Origin of the sequence: Clostridium simiarum (assembly GCF_018919175.1) — a bacterium.
GTDB classification, from domain to species: Bacteria; Bacillota; Clostridia; order Clostridiales; family Clostridiaceae; genus Clostridium_L; species Clostridium_L simiarum.
Genome location: NZ_JAHLQL010000001.1, coordinates 482,882 through 496,647, shown reverse-complemented (window position 1 = coordinate 496,647; position 13,766 = coordinate 482,882). Strand labels below are relative to the sequence as shown.

19 protein-coding genes, 1 pseudogene and 1 riboswitch are annotated in these 13,766 nt (G+C 29.1%); of the genes and pseudogenes, 1 reads left to right on the top strand and 19 read right to left on the bottom strand.

Features of this window, described 5'->3' with window-relative positions; all coding sequences use genetic code 11:
* Window positions 1–7 precede the first annotated feature (7 nt).
* Window positions 8–769 (bottom strand): annotated as a pseudogene (locus tag KQI89_RS02300) (IS630 family transposase); the annotation flags it as partial.
* A gap of 50 nt (window positions 770–819) precedes the next feature.
* On the opposite strand from KQI89_RS02300, the gene KQI89_RS02295 reads away from it, so the two are divergent.
* Window positions 820–1,173 (top strand): hypothetical protein, encoded by a 354-nt coding sequence (locus KQI89_RS02295; RefSeq protein WP_216455744.1) that lies wholly within the window; start codon window positions 820–822, stop codon window positions 1,171–1,173.
* Window positions 1,174–1,457: 284 nt separating this feature from the next.
* On the opposite strand, the gene KQI89_RS02290 is transcribed toward KQI89_RS02295, so the two are convergent.
* From KQI89_RS02290 to cobJ, 18 genes are all read right to left on the bottom strand, one after another.
* Window positions 1,458–2,204 carry a nitroreductase family protein gene (locus KQI89_RS02290; RefSeq protein ID WP_216455743.1) on the bottom strand — a complete coding sequence of 249 codons (747 nt, stop codon included), beginning with the start codon at window positions 2,202–2,204 and terminating at the stop codon, window positions 1,458–1,460.
* A 413-nt stretch (window positions 2,205–2,617) separates the two neighbouring features.
* Window positions 2,618–2,827 (bottom strand): hypothetical protein, encoded by a 210-nt coding sequence (locus tag KQI89_RS02285; protein ID WP_216455742.1) that lies wholly within the window; start codon window positions 2,825–2,827, stop codon window positions 2,618–2,620.
* Complete coding sequence (locus KQI89_RS02280; RefSeq protein WP_216455741.1) at window positions 2,817–3,059, bottom strand: hypothetical protein; 243 nt, start codon at window positions 3,057–3,059, stop codon at window positions 2,817–2,819. The genes KQI89_RS02285 and KQI89_RS02280 overlap by 11 nt, the downstream gene beginning before the upstream one ends.
* 155 nt (window positions 3,060–3,214) lie before the next feature.
* The gene (locus KQI89_RS02275; RefSeq protein WP_216455740.1) at window positions 3,215–3,802 is read right to left on the bottom strand and encodes an ATP-binding cassette domain-containing protein; all 588 of its coding nucleotides are present in this window, start codon (window positions 3,800–3,802) and stop codon (window positions 3,215–3,217) included.
* Between the two features lie 117 nt (window positions 3,803–3,919).
* Window positions 3,920–4,606 carry a hypothetical protein gene (locus KQI89_RS02270; RefSeq protein ID WP_216455739.1) on the bottom strand — a complete coding sequence of 229 codons (687 nt, stop codon included), beginning with the start codon at window positions 4,604–4,606 and terminating at the stop codon, window positions 3,920–3,922.
* Window positions 4,603–4,968 (bottom strand): ATP-binding cassette domain-containing protein, encoded by a 366-nt coding sequence (locus tag KQI89_RS02265; RefSeq protein ID WP_343216342.1) that lies wholly within the window; start codon window positions 4,966–4,968, stop codon window positions 4,603–4,605. Before KQI89_RS02265 ends, KQI89_RS02270 begins: the two co-directional genes overlap by 4 nt.
* Window positions 4,969–5,144: 176 nt before the next feature.
* Window positions 5,145–5,984: an ATP-binding cassette domain-containing protein gene (locus KQI89_RS02260; protein WP_216455738.1), complete on the bottom strand. Its 840-nt coding sequence runs from the start codon at window positions 5,982–5,984 to the stop codon at window positions 5,145–5,147.
* A complete protein-coding gene (locus KQI89_RS02255; protein WP_216455737.1) occupies window positions 5,981–6,424 on the bottom strand; it encodes a hypothetical protein in 444 nt (147 codons plus the stop codon). The genes KQI89_RS02260 and KQI89_RS02255 overlap by 4 nt, the downstream gene beginning before the upstream one ends.
* 16 nt (window positions 6,425–6,440) lie before the next feature.
* Window positions 6,441–6,644: a hypothetical protein gene (locus KQI89_RS02250; protein ID WP_216455736.1), complete on the bottom strand. Its 204-nt coding sequence runs from the start codon at window positions 6,642–6,644 to the stop codon at window positions 6,441–6,443.
* A gap of 23 nt (window positions 6,645–6,667) precedes the next feature.
* On the bottom strand, window positions 6,668–7,000 hold the full coding sequence (locus KQI89_RS02245; protein ID WP_216455735.1) for a nucleotidyltransferase family protein: 333 nt from the start codon (window positions 6,998–7,000) through the stop codon (window positions 6,668–6,670).
* A gap of 61 nt (window positions 7,001–7,061) precedes the next feature.
* Window positions 7,062–7,538, bottom strand: coding sequence for a nucleotidyltransferase family protein (locus KQI89_RS02240; protein WP_216455734.1), 477 nt, complete (start codon window positions 7,536–7,538; stop codon window positions 7,062–7,064).
* A gap of 1,115 nt (window positions 7,539–8,653) precedes the next feature.
* On the bottom strand, window positions 8,654–9,127 hold the full coding sequence (locus tag KQI89_RS02235) for a ferritin family protein (protein ID WP_216455733.1): 474 nt from the start codon (window positions 9,125–9,127) through the stop codon (window positions 8,654–8,656).
* Between the two features lie 6 nt (window positions 9,128–9,133).
* Window positions 9,134–9,877 (bottom strand): elongation factor P 5-aminopentanone reductase, encoded by a 744-nt coding sequence (ymfI, locus tag KQI89_RS02230; RefSeq protein WP_216455732.1) that lies wholly within the window; start codon window positions 9,875–9,877, stop codon window positions 9,134–9,136.
* A 99-nt stretch (window positions 9,878–9,976) separates the two neighbouring features.
* Complete coding sequence (locus tag KQI89_RS02225) at window positions 9,977–10,867, bottom strand: DMT family transporter (RefSeq protein WP_216455731.1); 891 nt, start codon at window positions 10,865–10,867, stop codon at window positions 9,977–9,979.
* A gap of 169 nt (window positions 10,868–11,036) precedes the next feature.
* The gene (locus tag KQI89_RS02220) at window positions 11,037–11,735 is read right to left on the bottom strand and encodes a CbiQ family ECF transporter T component (RefSeq protein ID WP_216455730.1); all 699 of its coding nucleotides are present in this window, start codon (window positions 11,733–11,735) and stop codon (window positions 11,037–11,039) included.
* On the bottom strand, window positions 11,720–11,992 hold the full coding sequence (locus KQI89_RS02215) for an energy-coupling factor ABC transporter substrate-binding protein (RefSeq protein WP_216455729.1): 273 nt from the start codon (window positions 11,990–11,992) through the stop codon (window positions 11,720–11,722). Before KQI89_RS02215 ends, KQI89_RS02220 begins: the two co-directional genes overlap by 16 nt.
* Window position 11,993: 1 nt before the next feature.
* Entirely contained in the window at window positions 11,994–12,716 is a 723-nt protein-coding gene (locus tag KQI89_RS02210; protein WP_216455728.1) for an energy-coupling factor ABC transporter permease, read from the bottom strand.
* A 130-nt stretch (window positions 12,717–12,846) separates the two neighbouring features.
* A riboswitch (cobalamin riboswitch) is annotated at window positions 12,847–13,030 on the bottom strand.
* A 6-nt stretch (window positions 13,031–13,036) separates the two neighbouring features.
* The gene (gene cobJ / locus KQI89_RS02205; RefSeq protein WP_216455727.1) at window positions 13,037–13,765 is read right to left on the bottom strand and encodes a precorrin-3B C(17)-methyltransferase; all 729 of its coding nucleotides are present in this window, start codon (window positions 13,763–13,765) and stop codon (window positions 13,037–13,039) included.
* Window position 13,766 lies beyond the last annotated feature (1 nt).

The window sequence follows — 13,766 nt, the reverse complement described above, 5'->3', positions numbered from 1 at the left end:
AGTTAAATTATTCATAGTAATTTCTAGCATAAGTAACCGAATGTTTTATTGAATCATTTTCATTAAGTTTGTCATATATATTACAGATATCATCAAATAGTTCTTTGATAGAGGATCTTGCTCTAGTTTGAAAAAGTGAGTTTTTTAGTAAATTCCACAAGTTTTCTTGCGGATTAAGATCAGGTGAATATGGAGGAAAATTGATAAAAATCAATTTATCCTTATGCTCAACAGCATACTCTCTCATTTTAGGGCATGTATGTGATCTAGCATTGTCCATTAATATATATATTTTCTTACCTTCATTCAGTTTAAGTAAAAAATCAAAGAAATTACGGATTTCGGCATTAGCGATGCTATGATTTGATGGGTAAATACCAGCAAAAGTTTCAAATGAACCATGTATTTTACTAGCGCCAACAATGTTGGCGCCTATATGAGGATTATTCTTTTCAAGTATAGGGGATACCCCTTTTATGCTCCAACTTTTACGGTTTTGAGACTCGAGTCTTACGTAAGTTTCATCCATAGCATAGATGACACAATCAGAAGAATCCTCTACAGTATCTAGAAGATTTTTCATTTTTTTAAAGTCTTCTTTCTCAGACTCATCTGCTTTGCTAGGCTTTGATTGAGATCTTTTGAAAGTATAATTCTCACTTAGTAAGATACGTCTAATAGTTTCATCTGAATATAATACACCATATGTTTGATTAATATATTCTGCTAAAAGAGGAGTAGTCCATCTATATCCTAAAAGATTGTGATCATTAGGTTTAGAGTTATTTAAAGTATTTTAGAAATGAAATACTTTAAAAGGTGGAATCTCAATTATGGATTGGTAAGATAGATGCAGCTATTGAAATATTAAGATCTATTGCTACCGACAAAATTAAATCTGAAAGCAACATAGAAAGACTTATAGGTTACTTTAAAAGAAACAGAAATTACATACCTTGTTATGCTTTAAGAAAATCATTAGGCTTAAGGATTTCAAGTAATAAAGCTGAAAAGGTTAATGATTTGCTAGTGGCAACTAGACAAAAACATAATGGAATGAGTTGGTCTAAAGATGGCTCTGTTGCTTTAGCAACAATAATAACTCTATATAAAAATAATGAGCATGAGCAATGGCATGAAAATTCAAAAATACATTTTAAGTTTATATCATAAAGTAGAAATCTAAGCTACTTATTTACTGTATAAAAAAGTAAATTCTCTGTTTATGGATTATAGGACAAGGACTACCCCCTGTCTGTAAGAAGCTAGCTTTTTGTTTTTTGATAGGGGGAGGTCTCTTTATCTTTAATCCTATGCTTTATTTATCTCAAAAATTTTTATGCACAGGTCGAAATTATTTAAGTGAAAATGAACTATCCTAGTTTACTTCTGTATTCAATTTTTAAAATATAAATTATGCTCATCTCTAATAATTTATATTTAGTTAATAATGAGCATTACACATCGTATCCAGACTCTTTAATATTTCGTTTTATTTCTTCATTAATTTTTAGTAGTTCATCTTTTCTAAATTTATTTTTGGAATACGATTGAGCTATGTTAAAAATACCCTTATCTCTTAATTCTTCAAGTCTTTCTTTAGTGTTTCTAGTTTGAAATAAAAATTCTTTCTCACAATACCAATCCTTTATTTCTTCATCAGTAGGTATTTTATATGAATTGTAATGCACTACAGCGTCTAGTGGCAATCTATCTAAAAGTCTACCTTCATTTTTAGGATAACCTAAACAAAGCATACCTGCTGGAAAGGTGTATACTGGATTGTTTATTACCTTCCTTATATCCATAGAAATTACATCACCATTATAATATGTTCCAATACCTAAGCTTTCTGCTGCTATAGAAATATTATGAAGGCAAATTAATGCATCCCAATTATTCATGAACAATCCATGAATAGTATTTACAGGTGTATTATCCTCTCCAAAAGCATTAAACCATCTCTTTGTTCTATAAGCATCAGCTAATGCTATTATTACAAGTGGAGTATTATATACTCCTAATGCTTTTAATTTATCTAAATCCTCAAGTACAACTAACGAATATCCCTGTAGATTTCCTGCATTAGCGGCTCTAATACCAGCCTGAAGTATTTCATCTAAAACTCTTTTTTCAATTTTTTTATTTTCAAAGCTTCTTATTGACCGATGATTTTTTAAAATATTTATTACTTCATTACTCATATATTACCAACTCCCCCTATATATTTTAAAATACTCTTAAATACTCTTTATTTCTTATAATTTTATTCATTGATATGATAGCTTTATGAATATGACTGTGTATAAATTGAATTAATTCAATATTATTGCATTGATTAAGTAAAACATCAGAAAAATGAATTTTTTACCAAATTATTACTGGAATGTTTCCACTAATATCATGGTGACTAACCCTCCCATCTCTCACTGAGTCTATGCTCTAAAATTCCTTTGTACTGTCTATCCATGATGTGGTATCAGCGATGCTCCTAAACTGGGTCAATTGCCCTAATGGTAATTATACTGCTGAATTCCTAGCTATCTTTTCAAAGAACTAAAACTATAATTTATAATGAATATCTAAGGTTATTAAATTTATTTTGATTGATATATTTTTAAGCAGCATTCTGCTCTGTTTGTAAATTAGTTAAATGACATATTACTTGTGTAGGATCATATGCTACGCCTTTTATAACCATAGCAAATAAAATTTTTATAAGTTTTCCACATAAGGCTATAAGTGACTGCATCTTTTTCAACGGGTTTTTAGATCTATGGACAAAATTATTGTGCAATAATTTAAATTCCTCATTTCTACAAACCATAGGCATAATACATCTTTGCATAATAACCATTATTACTTAAAAGTTCCTTATGACTACCATCCTCGATTATTTCTACATCTTTAAAAACCAAAATTCTATCAACAATGCTTGTTATACCAAGTCTGTGAGAAATTAGAATTGTAGTTTTGCCTTCTGTAAGATTTGCAAAATCACTATAAAGCTGAGCTTCTGCAACCGGATCAAGTGCTGATGTTGGCTCATCAAGTATCATAATTTTTGCCCTATTACGATATACTGCCCGAGTAATAGCTATTTTTTGCTATTGCCCACCCGAAAGATTGTTTCCATTTTTACTAAATATACCTATTTGTTCATTTAATTTTATTGGCTGTTTAACCACTACTTCATTTGCATTTGTCTTATTTACTAATTGAAATAGTTCTTCAACACTTGCATTCCTACATTTATCATATATGTTATATTTTCTCTTATAGTAGCCTCATAATGTCCAAAATCTTGAAACACAACAGATATTGAACGTCTTACAGCAGTTAAGTTATTATGTATATTTATATCATTTATCTTAACAACGCCACTGTCTGGCTCATACATTCCACAAATAAGATTTACAAATGTAGACTTTCCAGAACCGTTTTTACCTACAATTGCAATTTTTTCACCACTTTTTATTGTTAAATTAAGGTCCTTAATAACCAATTTCTCACTATTAGGATATGAAAAATTTACATTTTCAAATTTAATATCACCATTTTCAATAAGCTCAGCTGTATCATCTATATTTTCTCTTTCCAATTTTTTAAGATCAAAAAAAATTTTCATATAATTAATATCACTTTCAAATTGTGCCGCACCTATTAATAATTTTGATGTAATATCCTGCAATTGTCTTGACAGTGTAAATACGAGCATAAATACCCCAAGTCCCATATCAGGTTTTTGATATATTTCATTGGCAACAATTAACAAAACCGCCATATACACGACATTTCTCAAAATATCAGCAACCGAATTATAGAGAACATGCTTTTTTGTCATTTTGTTTTTGATTTTAACATATACATCTGAATTTTCTCTCCAGCGATCTTTTATATAGTAAAAAATTCCCAAATGTCAAATTTCTAACATTGTCCTTTCTGCAACACATATGAAAAAATAATGAATAACCATAGCACCTTCTTTCATCCATTTTATATCCTGCCTATATGTTTCATATTTTTGTCTATAAGATAGAATCACTGATGGTATACAAGTGACAAGTAATATTATTACTATCCATATATTCACATTAACTAGAACATAAAAAATACTGATGAAAGTAATCATATTTTGAATCCATATTATAATCATCTGCATACTCTCTGCTACCTTATAACCAGCATACGTATTTACAAAATATATTTTTTCTTTAAAATCATCGTAATTTTCTATATATTTAACATCACAAGTACATCTTAAGACGGTTTCATGTATGTACTTATCAGTCCTTATCCTATCTACTTCTTGTATATAGTTGAATAAAAAATTAAAAATTGTCTGAATTATAAAAAGACTCGTTAGCACTGTAAAAGTAGCAAATACGTCCGATATACTTTTACTGTGGTTTATGGATATTTCTTGTATTTCATTTGTAAACTGTTTTAATACATTAGATGAAATTACCGGAACAAATGCCATTAAAAATCCAACAAGACTTATTAATATTGAAACTTTACTTTTTGTTTTAATACTAACCCTTAGTGCCTTTAATATTATTTTTATCCTTTCGCTAAAACATAGTCTTTCTTTTACTGTATTCATGACTGCGCTACACCCCTATCATACCATTGCGCTTGCTTATTAAATAAATCTGCATAAACACCATTCTTTAGAATAAGATTTTCATGTGTTCCATCCTCTATGATTTTCCCATTATCCATAACAATTATTCTATCTGCAAGCCTTGCAAATCCAACCCGATGACTAATTAGAATGGCTGTTTTACCTTTAATCTTTTCCTTAATATTCATAAACTGATCCATTTCGGCAATTGGATCAAGTGCTGACGATGGCTCATCAAATATCATAATTTCTTTATCGCTCATATATGCCCTAGAAACAGCAATTTTTTGTTTTTCTCCACCAGATAGTTCTGCACCATCTTTACTAACCTCTTTATCTATCCAATTTTTAGACCTTTTGGAAATTTATTCAATATATTTATAGCGCCCCCTTTTAAAAGAGCTTTTTCAATTTTTTTATCATTACTGATATTATTTAAATCTCCAAACCCAACATTTTCACCTAAAGATGCATGAAATAAATAGAAATTTTGAAAAAAATACTCCAATACAGCTATTTATAACCCCGTTTTGTATTTACGGTAATGTTTACCATAAAAATACATATCAACTGATGTAGGTTTTAATAAATCAAGAAGTACTTTGACAAGGGTAGTTTTTCCACTTCCATTATGGCCAACTAAAGCAATAATTTCCCCCTTATTGATTTTCAGATTAATATCAGTTAATATTTGAACATTTTTTTCATAACAAAAGTTCATATTATCTATTTCAAATACTATTTTAGAATCTTCAACTTCTGTTAACTTACTACTCTCATCACTTTGAATTTGTTCAAAAGTAGATATGAATTTGAACTGTCTTTGTAATGCAAAAAGCCCATAATCCACTTGTAACAAACTTTTAGAAATACCTAAAATTGCATTTGATATATTTTCACACATAATATATATCATTAAAAATTCATCTGCTTTAATAACACCCGAAGATACCATTAGAATTTCATACACTACTACTCCAATAATAAATATATAAAATGCTACTCCACCAACAAAGGAACGAATCTCAAGTCCAAACACTCTTTTAATTTCATATTCTTTTATTCTATCATTCGCTCTTCGCCATTGATCTACTATTTCATCTTGTGTTTCATATATACGTATTTCTTTAGAAGTTCCTCGCTCCAACGGCATATCGTAAAAATATGACACTCTTCGTTCATCGATTGCTGTTTTTAAATTATCTCTTCTAACTTTTTCAGCAAAACACACATTTAAATATATTATTATGACCACATATACGATGGATATTAAAAATATTACTTTTGAGTTAAAAGCTACAATTAACAAACAGCCAATATTAATCACCTTAGATGCAAGAACACAAAACGCACTCATAAAATCTGTGAGAGAACCCCCCTCGAAATAATAGCATTATATTCATCCTTTATCTCTTTATTCAATAATGTTTTCACATCTATTTTCTGCATGAAATCCATCAGTATTTCTTCCATCCCTAAATAATATGAGTCATACATCATCATATATAATAAATCACCATTAATTCTTGGTGATAATCCAATAACTGTTAAAATAATTCCAAATGTAATTATGCTTGGTATCACATCAGAAATGCTGCCCGTACCCGTTGATAAAAATAACGAAATAAAAGCTATTATCTTTTTATTATAGGTTAATGCTATAGCCGAAAGTGCTGATAATACAGTACTCAAACTAAACCATAAAAGTAACATGTTCTTGTCTATTTTCCATGCCATTTTAAATGCCCATATAATTGTTTTTATTTTATCTTTTAACAAAACTTTAAATTTCTCCATAATATTCTCTCACATACTATTCAGTAAATATTTTTGGCGTTTCTGATAATTCATCAATATTGTCACAGGAAAATAATCTATCCCAAAAATTCTTTTGAAAATTTCTATTTTCATCTTTAGTATTGTCTCCATAAGTATCAAAAAAAGCTATATCTGAAATATTTATTTCCTTTATAATTTCACTTTCATATCCATCATTATATATTGTTTGTAGGAACATAAAAGTATACACTACTTGTTTTTCTAATGAGTGTTTTTTGCAAATTTAACCATTTTAATCAAACTCTCATTATCCATAAAGTGTATAATATATTCTCTTATATCACAAAGTTTAATAAGATTAAAATCTTTAGCAGTATATATATTATAAGTATGTTTTGCTTGATCATAAAAATGAGTACACAAATGTATAAGTACATGTTCATGCTGAGCACACCCATTTTCCTCATACGAATTGATTATATCTTCAACTGCTTTTTTATCTAGCGTATCATCTAAACTATATCTAAAATCAACTTTAAACTCTAGATTATTCTCATTGTTGCTAACTTTTCTAAATGGATATAGGTTGCTCATAAACAGTTTCCATTTAATATATTCTGATCGATTTACTGGTTCAATTTTTTTAGCAGTATAATCATATGTTCCTTGTATATACCCAAGAAGTTTCATTTTTTTTAATTTTTTCTATATCAGAATATCTTATCAAACAATCTATATCCCCCATATATCTTATTCCATGTTCCTTATACATTTTATTTATTAGCATTGCTCCCTTTACTGGTAAACATGGAATACAATCTTCATTTAAAGCTTCTATAACATTTTCTAGTTCATTAAGAAATAAACGATTTTGCTCCTTTATACCAGAATATGAGAATTTTAATATATTACTGAGATATTTAGAAATTTTTACATCCGCCTTCACATTCTCAATATTTTTCCAACATAATGTAAAGGTTTTATGGTAAAGAGTCAATTTGTAAAATTCAAACCAATTAATTCCCTCATCTAATATTTTGCATATTTCCAGCCTATTTTCTTCTGACATTGTAATCCTAGATGTCAATATCAATAATTTTTGTTCCTTAGTAAAATTATGTATTTTATACATAATTAACCTCCATTTCATTACTCTCGCTTCGACATGTTAAATAAACACCACGATATGTTGTTGGTGTTTGAGTTGTATCTTCTTCACCATCAAAAGGATTAGTACTGGTAACTTCATCTTCTCTTAATCTAATTCCTGCTATAGCTGATATCTGAGTATAACGATATTTTTTGATCTCTTCACTTTTCTTGTTGACTGTAGTATATGGAATTTTCATATATATTTGGTATAGACACAGCTGCTAACCCCGTTTTAGGAGATGTATCAACGTAATATAAATCTCTTTAATTAATGAAATAGGTGATATAGAAACAAATCTTTCATGGTTTGTTATAGATTCGGTTTAATGCAGTATTTCTTTTAGATATTGCTAATCTTTAAGTTTTCAACAATTATTGTTCTTATCAATATTTCAACAATTACTGTCCTAATTTTATCTTTTTTATTAACAAATTTTTCAACCTTACACTTTTTCTCTTAATCCATTAGTAAACATAATTCATTTAATTTTTGTTCACTAATATTAAAAATTTCCATAAAGTTCACAATATATATACTTTTATTTTTACTATTATCGCAGATTTTCTATAATCACCCATATAATTCCAGTAATTATTATTATACAACACTTTGATGGATTATTTTATCGCTTATTGTATTGAAATTACTGTTTTTTGTGATATTTTATTATCTTTTTTTTACATTTATATTACAATAATTCTTGTTTTTTATATTTTTACAATTAAAATTAAATCTTATTATATTTCACTTCGCAATTCCTCTCTTTGTGAACTTTGAATGCTATATAGATAATTACACAAAATGTTATATAATAACTCTATATACTATATAACTGTCATACTCCCTATAAAATTACATATTATCTGTTATATTTTCACTTTTTCCATCAGATAGATTTTGTAAATATGCAGCAAAATGAATTTCATTGTATTGCCTTCCTATTAGTTTCTTTAAGTTTGTTCTTTCTATCTCTTGGCAAAAATAAAATATGATAGTTAATAATTATGTTTCAGAGTTTAGACAAAAGGCATATCCTCCTTTACGAGGATATGCCTTTTATCTAAAGTCTGAAGCTGTTGCCTTAAGGCAGCCGCTTATTTTCTATAATTTATTAAGTTTTCTATATCTCTTATATGCTTATACTCTTCCTCTACAATGAAAGAAAGAGCCTTATATCTTTCCTTCTCCACATCTTCCTTGGTCTTTACTAGTTTACCTCTAATAGTTAAAAGCAAGGCTAAATTATCCTTTTCAAAATTCAAAGCAAATTCCAAAAGCTCTCCAATACTAGTTTTTTCTATCTCCCTAAAAGAGTTTTTAAATTCACTCATAATCTTGGATATCTTATCATAGGTTTGAAAGTCTATTTCTATATCCTTTTCATCTCTTAACTCCTCTTTTAAGTTTTCATAAAAATGAACATGTTTAGATTCTTCTTTTGCTAAAACCTTAGCTAATACTTTAAAACTACTAAAGTCATCACCCCTATCAGAAATATCACTATAAAAATCCGATGCTAAGCTCTCTATTTCAATTAATTTATTTATAACATCTAATACAGTATACATAAGAATTTATATTAACCCTCCATCCACAGTTATTATTTGTCCTGTAAGATATTTTGAATCATCATTACATAAAAAACAGGCTAAGTTAGCCACATCTTCTTGCTCTCCAAACTCCCCCATAGGAATTTCCTCTTTTAGGCTAATAATCTCTTCCTCCGTTAACCAACTATTCATAGTAGTTTTTATAACTCCAGGAGAAATAGCGTTTACCCTTATATGGGATGGTGCTAACTCCTTTGCCAAAGCTTTTGTAAAAGAGTTTACTCCACCCTTTGAAGCGGAATAAATTACTTCACAGGAAGCACCTACATTTCCCCATATGGAGGATATGTTTATTATACTACCTGACTTTTGATTTAGCATATAGTTTGCTACGTTATGACAGGTATTGAAAATTCCTTTTAAATTTGTATCAATTAAAGAATCCCAATCACCCTCTTCCATATCTGTAAATAATCCAATTTTAGAGATTCCTGCATTATTTATTAATATGTCTACTTTAGCAAAAGCATTCACTGTATCTTCTATAAGTTTTTTTGCCTCATTATATTTAGATATATCCGCTTTGTACTTAATAGCATAGCCCCCTGTTTGCTTTATCTCTTGTACTACCTCTGTGGCAGATACATCATCATTTTTATAATTTATTACTACAGCTGCACCTTCTAAAGCTAATTTTTTTGCTATAGACTTACCTATACCTTTTGAAGCTCCTGTAATCACTGCAACTTTCCCTGTTAATTTTCCCACATCATCACCTTTTCTTTTGGATATTTCTATTTTTATTATTTGATTCATCCCTTATTGTACAAAAGCTAGGAATTAAACACTTATTAACGAAAGAACTTACTATTTAGAAGTTGTGTCTTCTAAAGCAATTTGAATTTTTCCTCTTTTTCTTCTAGTATATAGGAAAACTGCCACACTAGCCCCTATTATTAAAGTATAACCAAAGATACTATACTTATCAGGTAATTCATTAAATATCACTTGTCCTATTATAGCAGAAAAAATTATATTTACATAGTCGTAGATAGAAACCTCACTAGCAGGGGCATATTTATAAGCAATTGTCAAAGAAAATTGAGCAATGGAAGCAAATACACCAGTTCCAATTAAATATAAAAACTGATTAAACGTAAAAGGCTCAAATTTAATTATAACAAAGGGTAATGTAGTTATTATGGAGACTAAGGAAAAGTAAAAAACAATGGTATAATACTCCTCTTTATTCCCTAAAAATCTTACCAAGGTATATGCTGCCCCAGCAAATATGGCTGAAGAAACTCCTATAAGAGCTGGGATTATATCTATATTAAATGCAGGTTTAATTATGAACAAACTTCCTATGAATGCTCCTATTAGTGCAAAAACTTGTATGGAATTAATTTTTTCCTTTAAGAAAATAACCGCAAATATAGTTACAAAAAATGGACTTAGCTTATTTAACATAGATGCATCTGATAGTACCATATGATCTATAGCATAAAAACTAGCAACTATACCTAAGGTTCCTAATAGAGATCTTCCTAAAAGATATTTTTGATTTTCTTTCTTTCCAAAAAAACTACTCTTATGTCTTATTATAAGTATGAAAGCTACAATGCAACTTATTAAATTCCTAAAAAGGCTTTTTTCTATAGAAGGTAATTGACCTGCGCCTTTAACAAAAGCTCCCATTACAGCAAAACTAAAAGAGGATAATATAATAAATACAACAGACTTTGTCTTCTTATCCAAAAAATCACGCCCTTTCTATATAGTTAACATATTCATTGTAATCCCTTTTGTTGATTTTGTTAATAGCTATCAATTAAAATTCACTTTCATTTAATATGCTTTATAATTAACTGTAAATATAAAAAATAAGACTTAAAGGATAATTCTTATCTATCCTTTAAGCCTTCATTTAATATTTAATAACTGTAAATGTTATAAGAGTTAAATACATTATTATTAATACAATATTTACTCTTTTAATTTTATGATAATGTGAATTGTAGTTTAGATTTCCATTATAGCATCTGCTATTTATGGAATCCTTTATGTCCTTCCATCTTTTCATAGTGTTCATAAAAAGAAGCCCTGCTATTTTCGAACTATTTTTTACCTTAAGAGAAAAAGTATCAAATCCATTTCTACTTCTTACTGCGTTAATCATTATAGTAAGTTCCTCTTCTAGCATCAAAATAAATCTTTCCATGCTTTTGGCTATATCGCAAAAATCTTTCAGCCATTTTGAATTATGTAGAAAATTCAAAATGTCGTCCATTGGAGTTGTAAGTGCTAAATAGGCTACACAAAGTCCTCCTGATAGAGCTTTTAATATTATTAACCCCGTAGCTTCTATTCCATAATCCAATAAAAAGGTTATGGAAGAAATAAATGCAAAAGTAGCAGTACCTAATGAAAATTTAATCACTATATTTAAAAAATGTTTATTTTTAAAATGTATAATTACGAAAAATATTATATTTAGTATTATAGGTACATAACTTTTACTAAATCCCAAAATCATTATGGGACCTAAGGATAATAATATCTTTTCTAAAGGGTTCTTTTCGCATTGAATACTGCTTTTAGAAAGAAGTACTACTTCTCTGAGCATACAGTTTTTCTACCTATATAGTATCCTATGAATCCTGCTCCTATAGCTGCTTGCAGTGCAAATAAAAAGCTTTCTATCTCTCCTGAAGGTGGTTCCCATATATGGCTAAACCATGGTTCATAAGAGGAATCTATTTCCATAATAGCTTCTTCTGCCATGGCATCTGCTCCTTCAAATTCACCATTTTTTCCTATTATCAGTGCTCCTGCTATTATAATAAAACATAAAAGTACTATAGCTAACGTTTTCTTTTTCATATTATTTCACCTCACCTAACGCTTTTAATTCTTCTCTTGAATGCTTTTCAATAAATTCAAAAATACCTACTGTTAATATTCCTTCCACCACTGCTAAAGGAATTTGTGTTATAGCAAAAATTCCTATAAATTTCATGAAAGACATAAAAACTCCTCCGCTTGATGAAGGAAAAGCAAGTCCTAATTGTAGAGATGTGATAATATAGGTTATTAAGTCCCCTAAAGCTGCTGCTAAAAATACTGCTAACTTTTTATTCTTATTTTTTAAAGCTTTATAAATTACATAAGATATTATAGGACCTACAATACCCATAGAAAATACGTTAGCTCCTAAAGTTGTAAGTCCGCCATGGGCTAAAAATATAGCTTGGAAAAGTAGAACTATAGCTCCAATGACACTCATAACAAAAGGTCCAAATAATATAGCTCCAAGTCCCGTTCCTGTTGGATGTGAACTACTACCTGTAACTGATGGTAGCTTCATAGCAGAAAGCACAAAGGCATAAGCTGCTACTAAAGCCAATAGCATCTTTAAATCCTTATTTTTACTGGTTTTATTTTTTATATCCCTTAAACCTAATATAAAAAATGGAGCACTTAGTATAAAATATACTAAACACCATAGAGGACTTAAGTATCCTTCTACAATATGCATAGCATTAGCAGCATAGGATCCTCCTAAAAATAATAGTAGTGACAAAGTGAAAATTTTCTTTTTGCTCATGTTTACCCTCCTATTTAATTTATTTTATTTATACTAAAAATGGCTCCCTCTCGGAAGCCATTAGTATACAAAAAATTCCAGCCAGAGCTGGGATTAATCTTTTGTAGATAGACTCTCCCTCCGAAAGCTTTTAATTACTTAGATTTAGGCAGGTCTCCTGGCTTATGATTCATCCTAACCTTACCCTTCCCTCTCTTAAAGAAGTGGTATTTATAAGGCTCGTCCTCAAATACAGTAGCGGGGGCTGCTATGGCATTTAACCATATTCTCTTTTCACCTTTATTTAAAAAGGCACCTAAATCTTTATTAAATTTTAATAATTATCTATTGAGATATCCTCTAGGAGTTATAAATTTATTACCCTTTATATAACTTTCACTATTTCCTATGATAACTATGGTAAACATATCCACATTATCATCCTTAAAGGTATCTAAAGTACTTATCTCTTGTTCCTCTCCATCTCTAAGGGCATTTTTAATAATAGCTACTGGAGTGCTTCCTTTTCTAAATTTTTTAATTATCTCTATGGATTCCTTTAAATAATGAGGTCTTCCCTTACTTTTAGGATTATACAAAGAAATTACAAAATCAGCCTCTGCTGCTAATTCAACTCTCTTTTTTATTAATGAATAAGGTGTCATTAAATCACTTAAACTAATATTGCAATTATCATGCATTAAAGGTGCACCTACCATAGATGCTGCTGCTGAGGAAGCTGTTATACCTGGTATAACTTCTACATATTCCATTTGCTCTTCATCACATAATTCTAAAATAAGTCCTGCCATTCCATATATTCCTGCATCTCCAGTGCTGATTATAGAAACTGTCTTATCTTCAGCAATTTTTAAAGCTTGTTTACATCTATCCTCTTCACCCTTCATTCCTGTAGCATAGATTTCCTTACCTTGAATTACTTCCTTAATCATGTCAATATATTTTATATATCCCACAATCACCTGACTTTTTTCTAAAGCCTCTCTAGCTTTTATAGACATATGCTCTATGCCACCTGGTCCCATACCTATTACATATAATTTTTCCAAA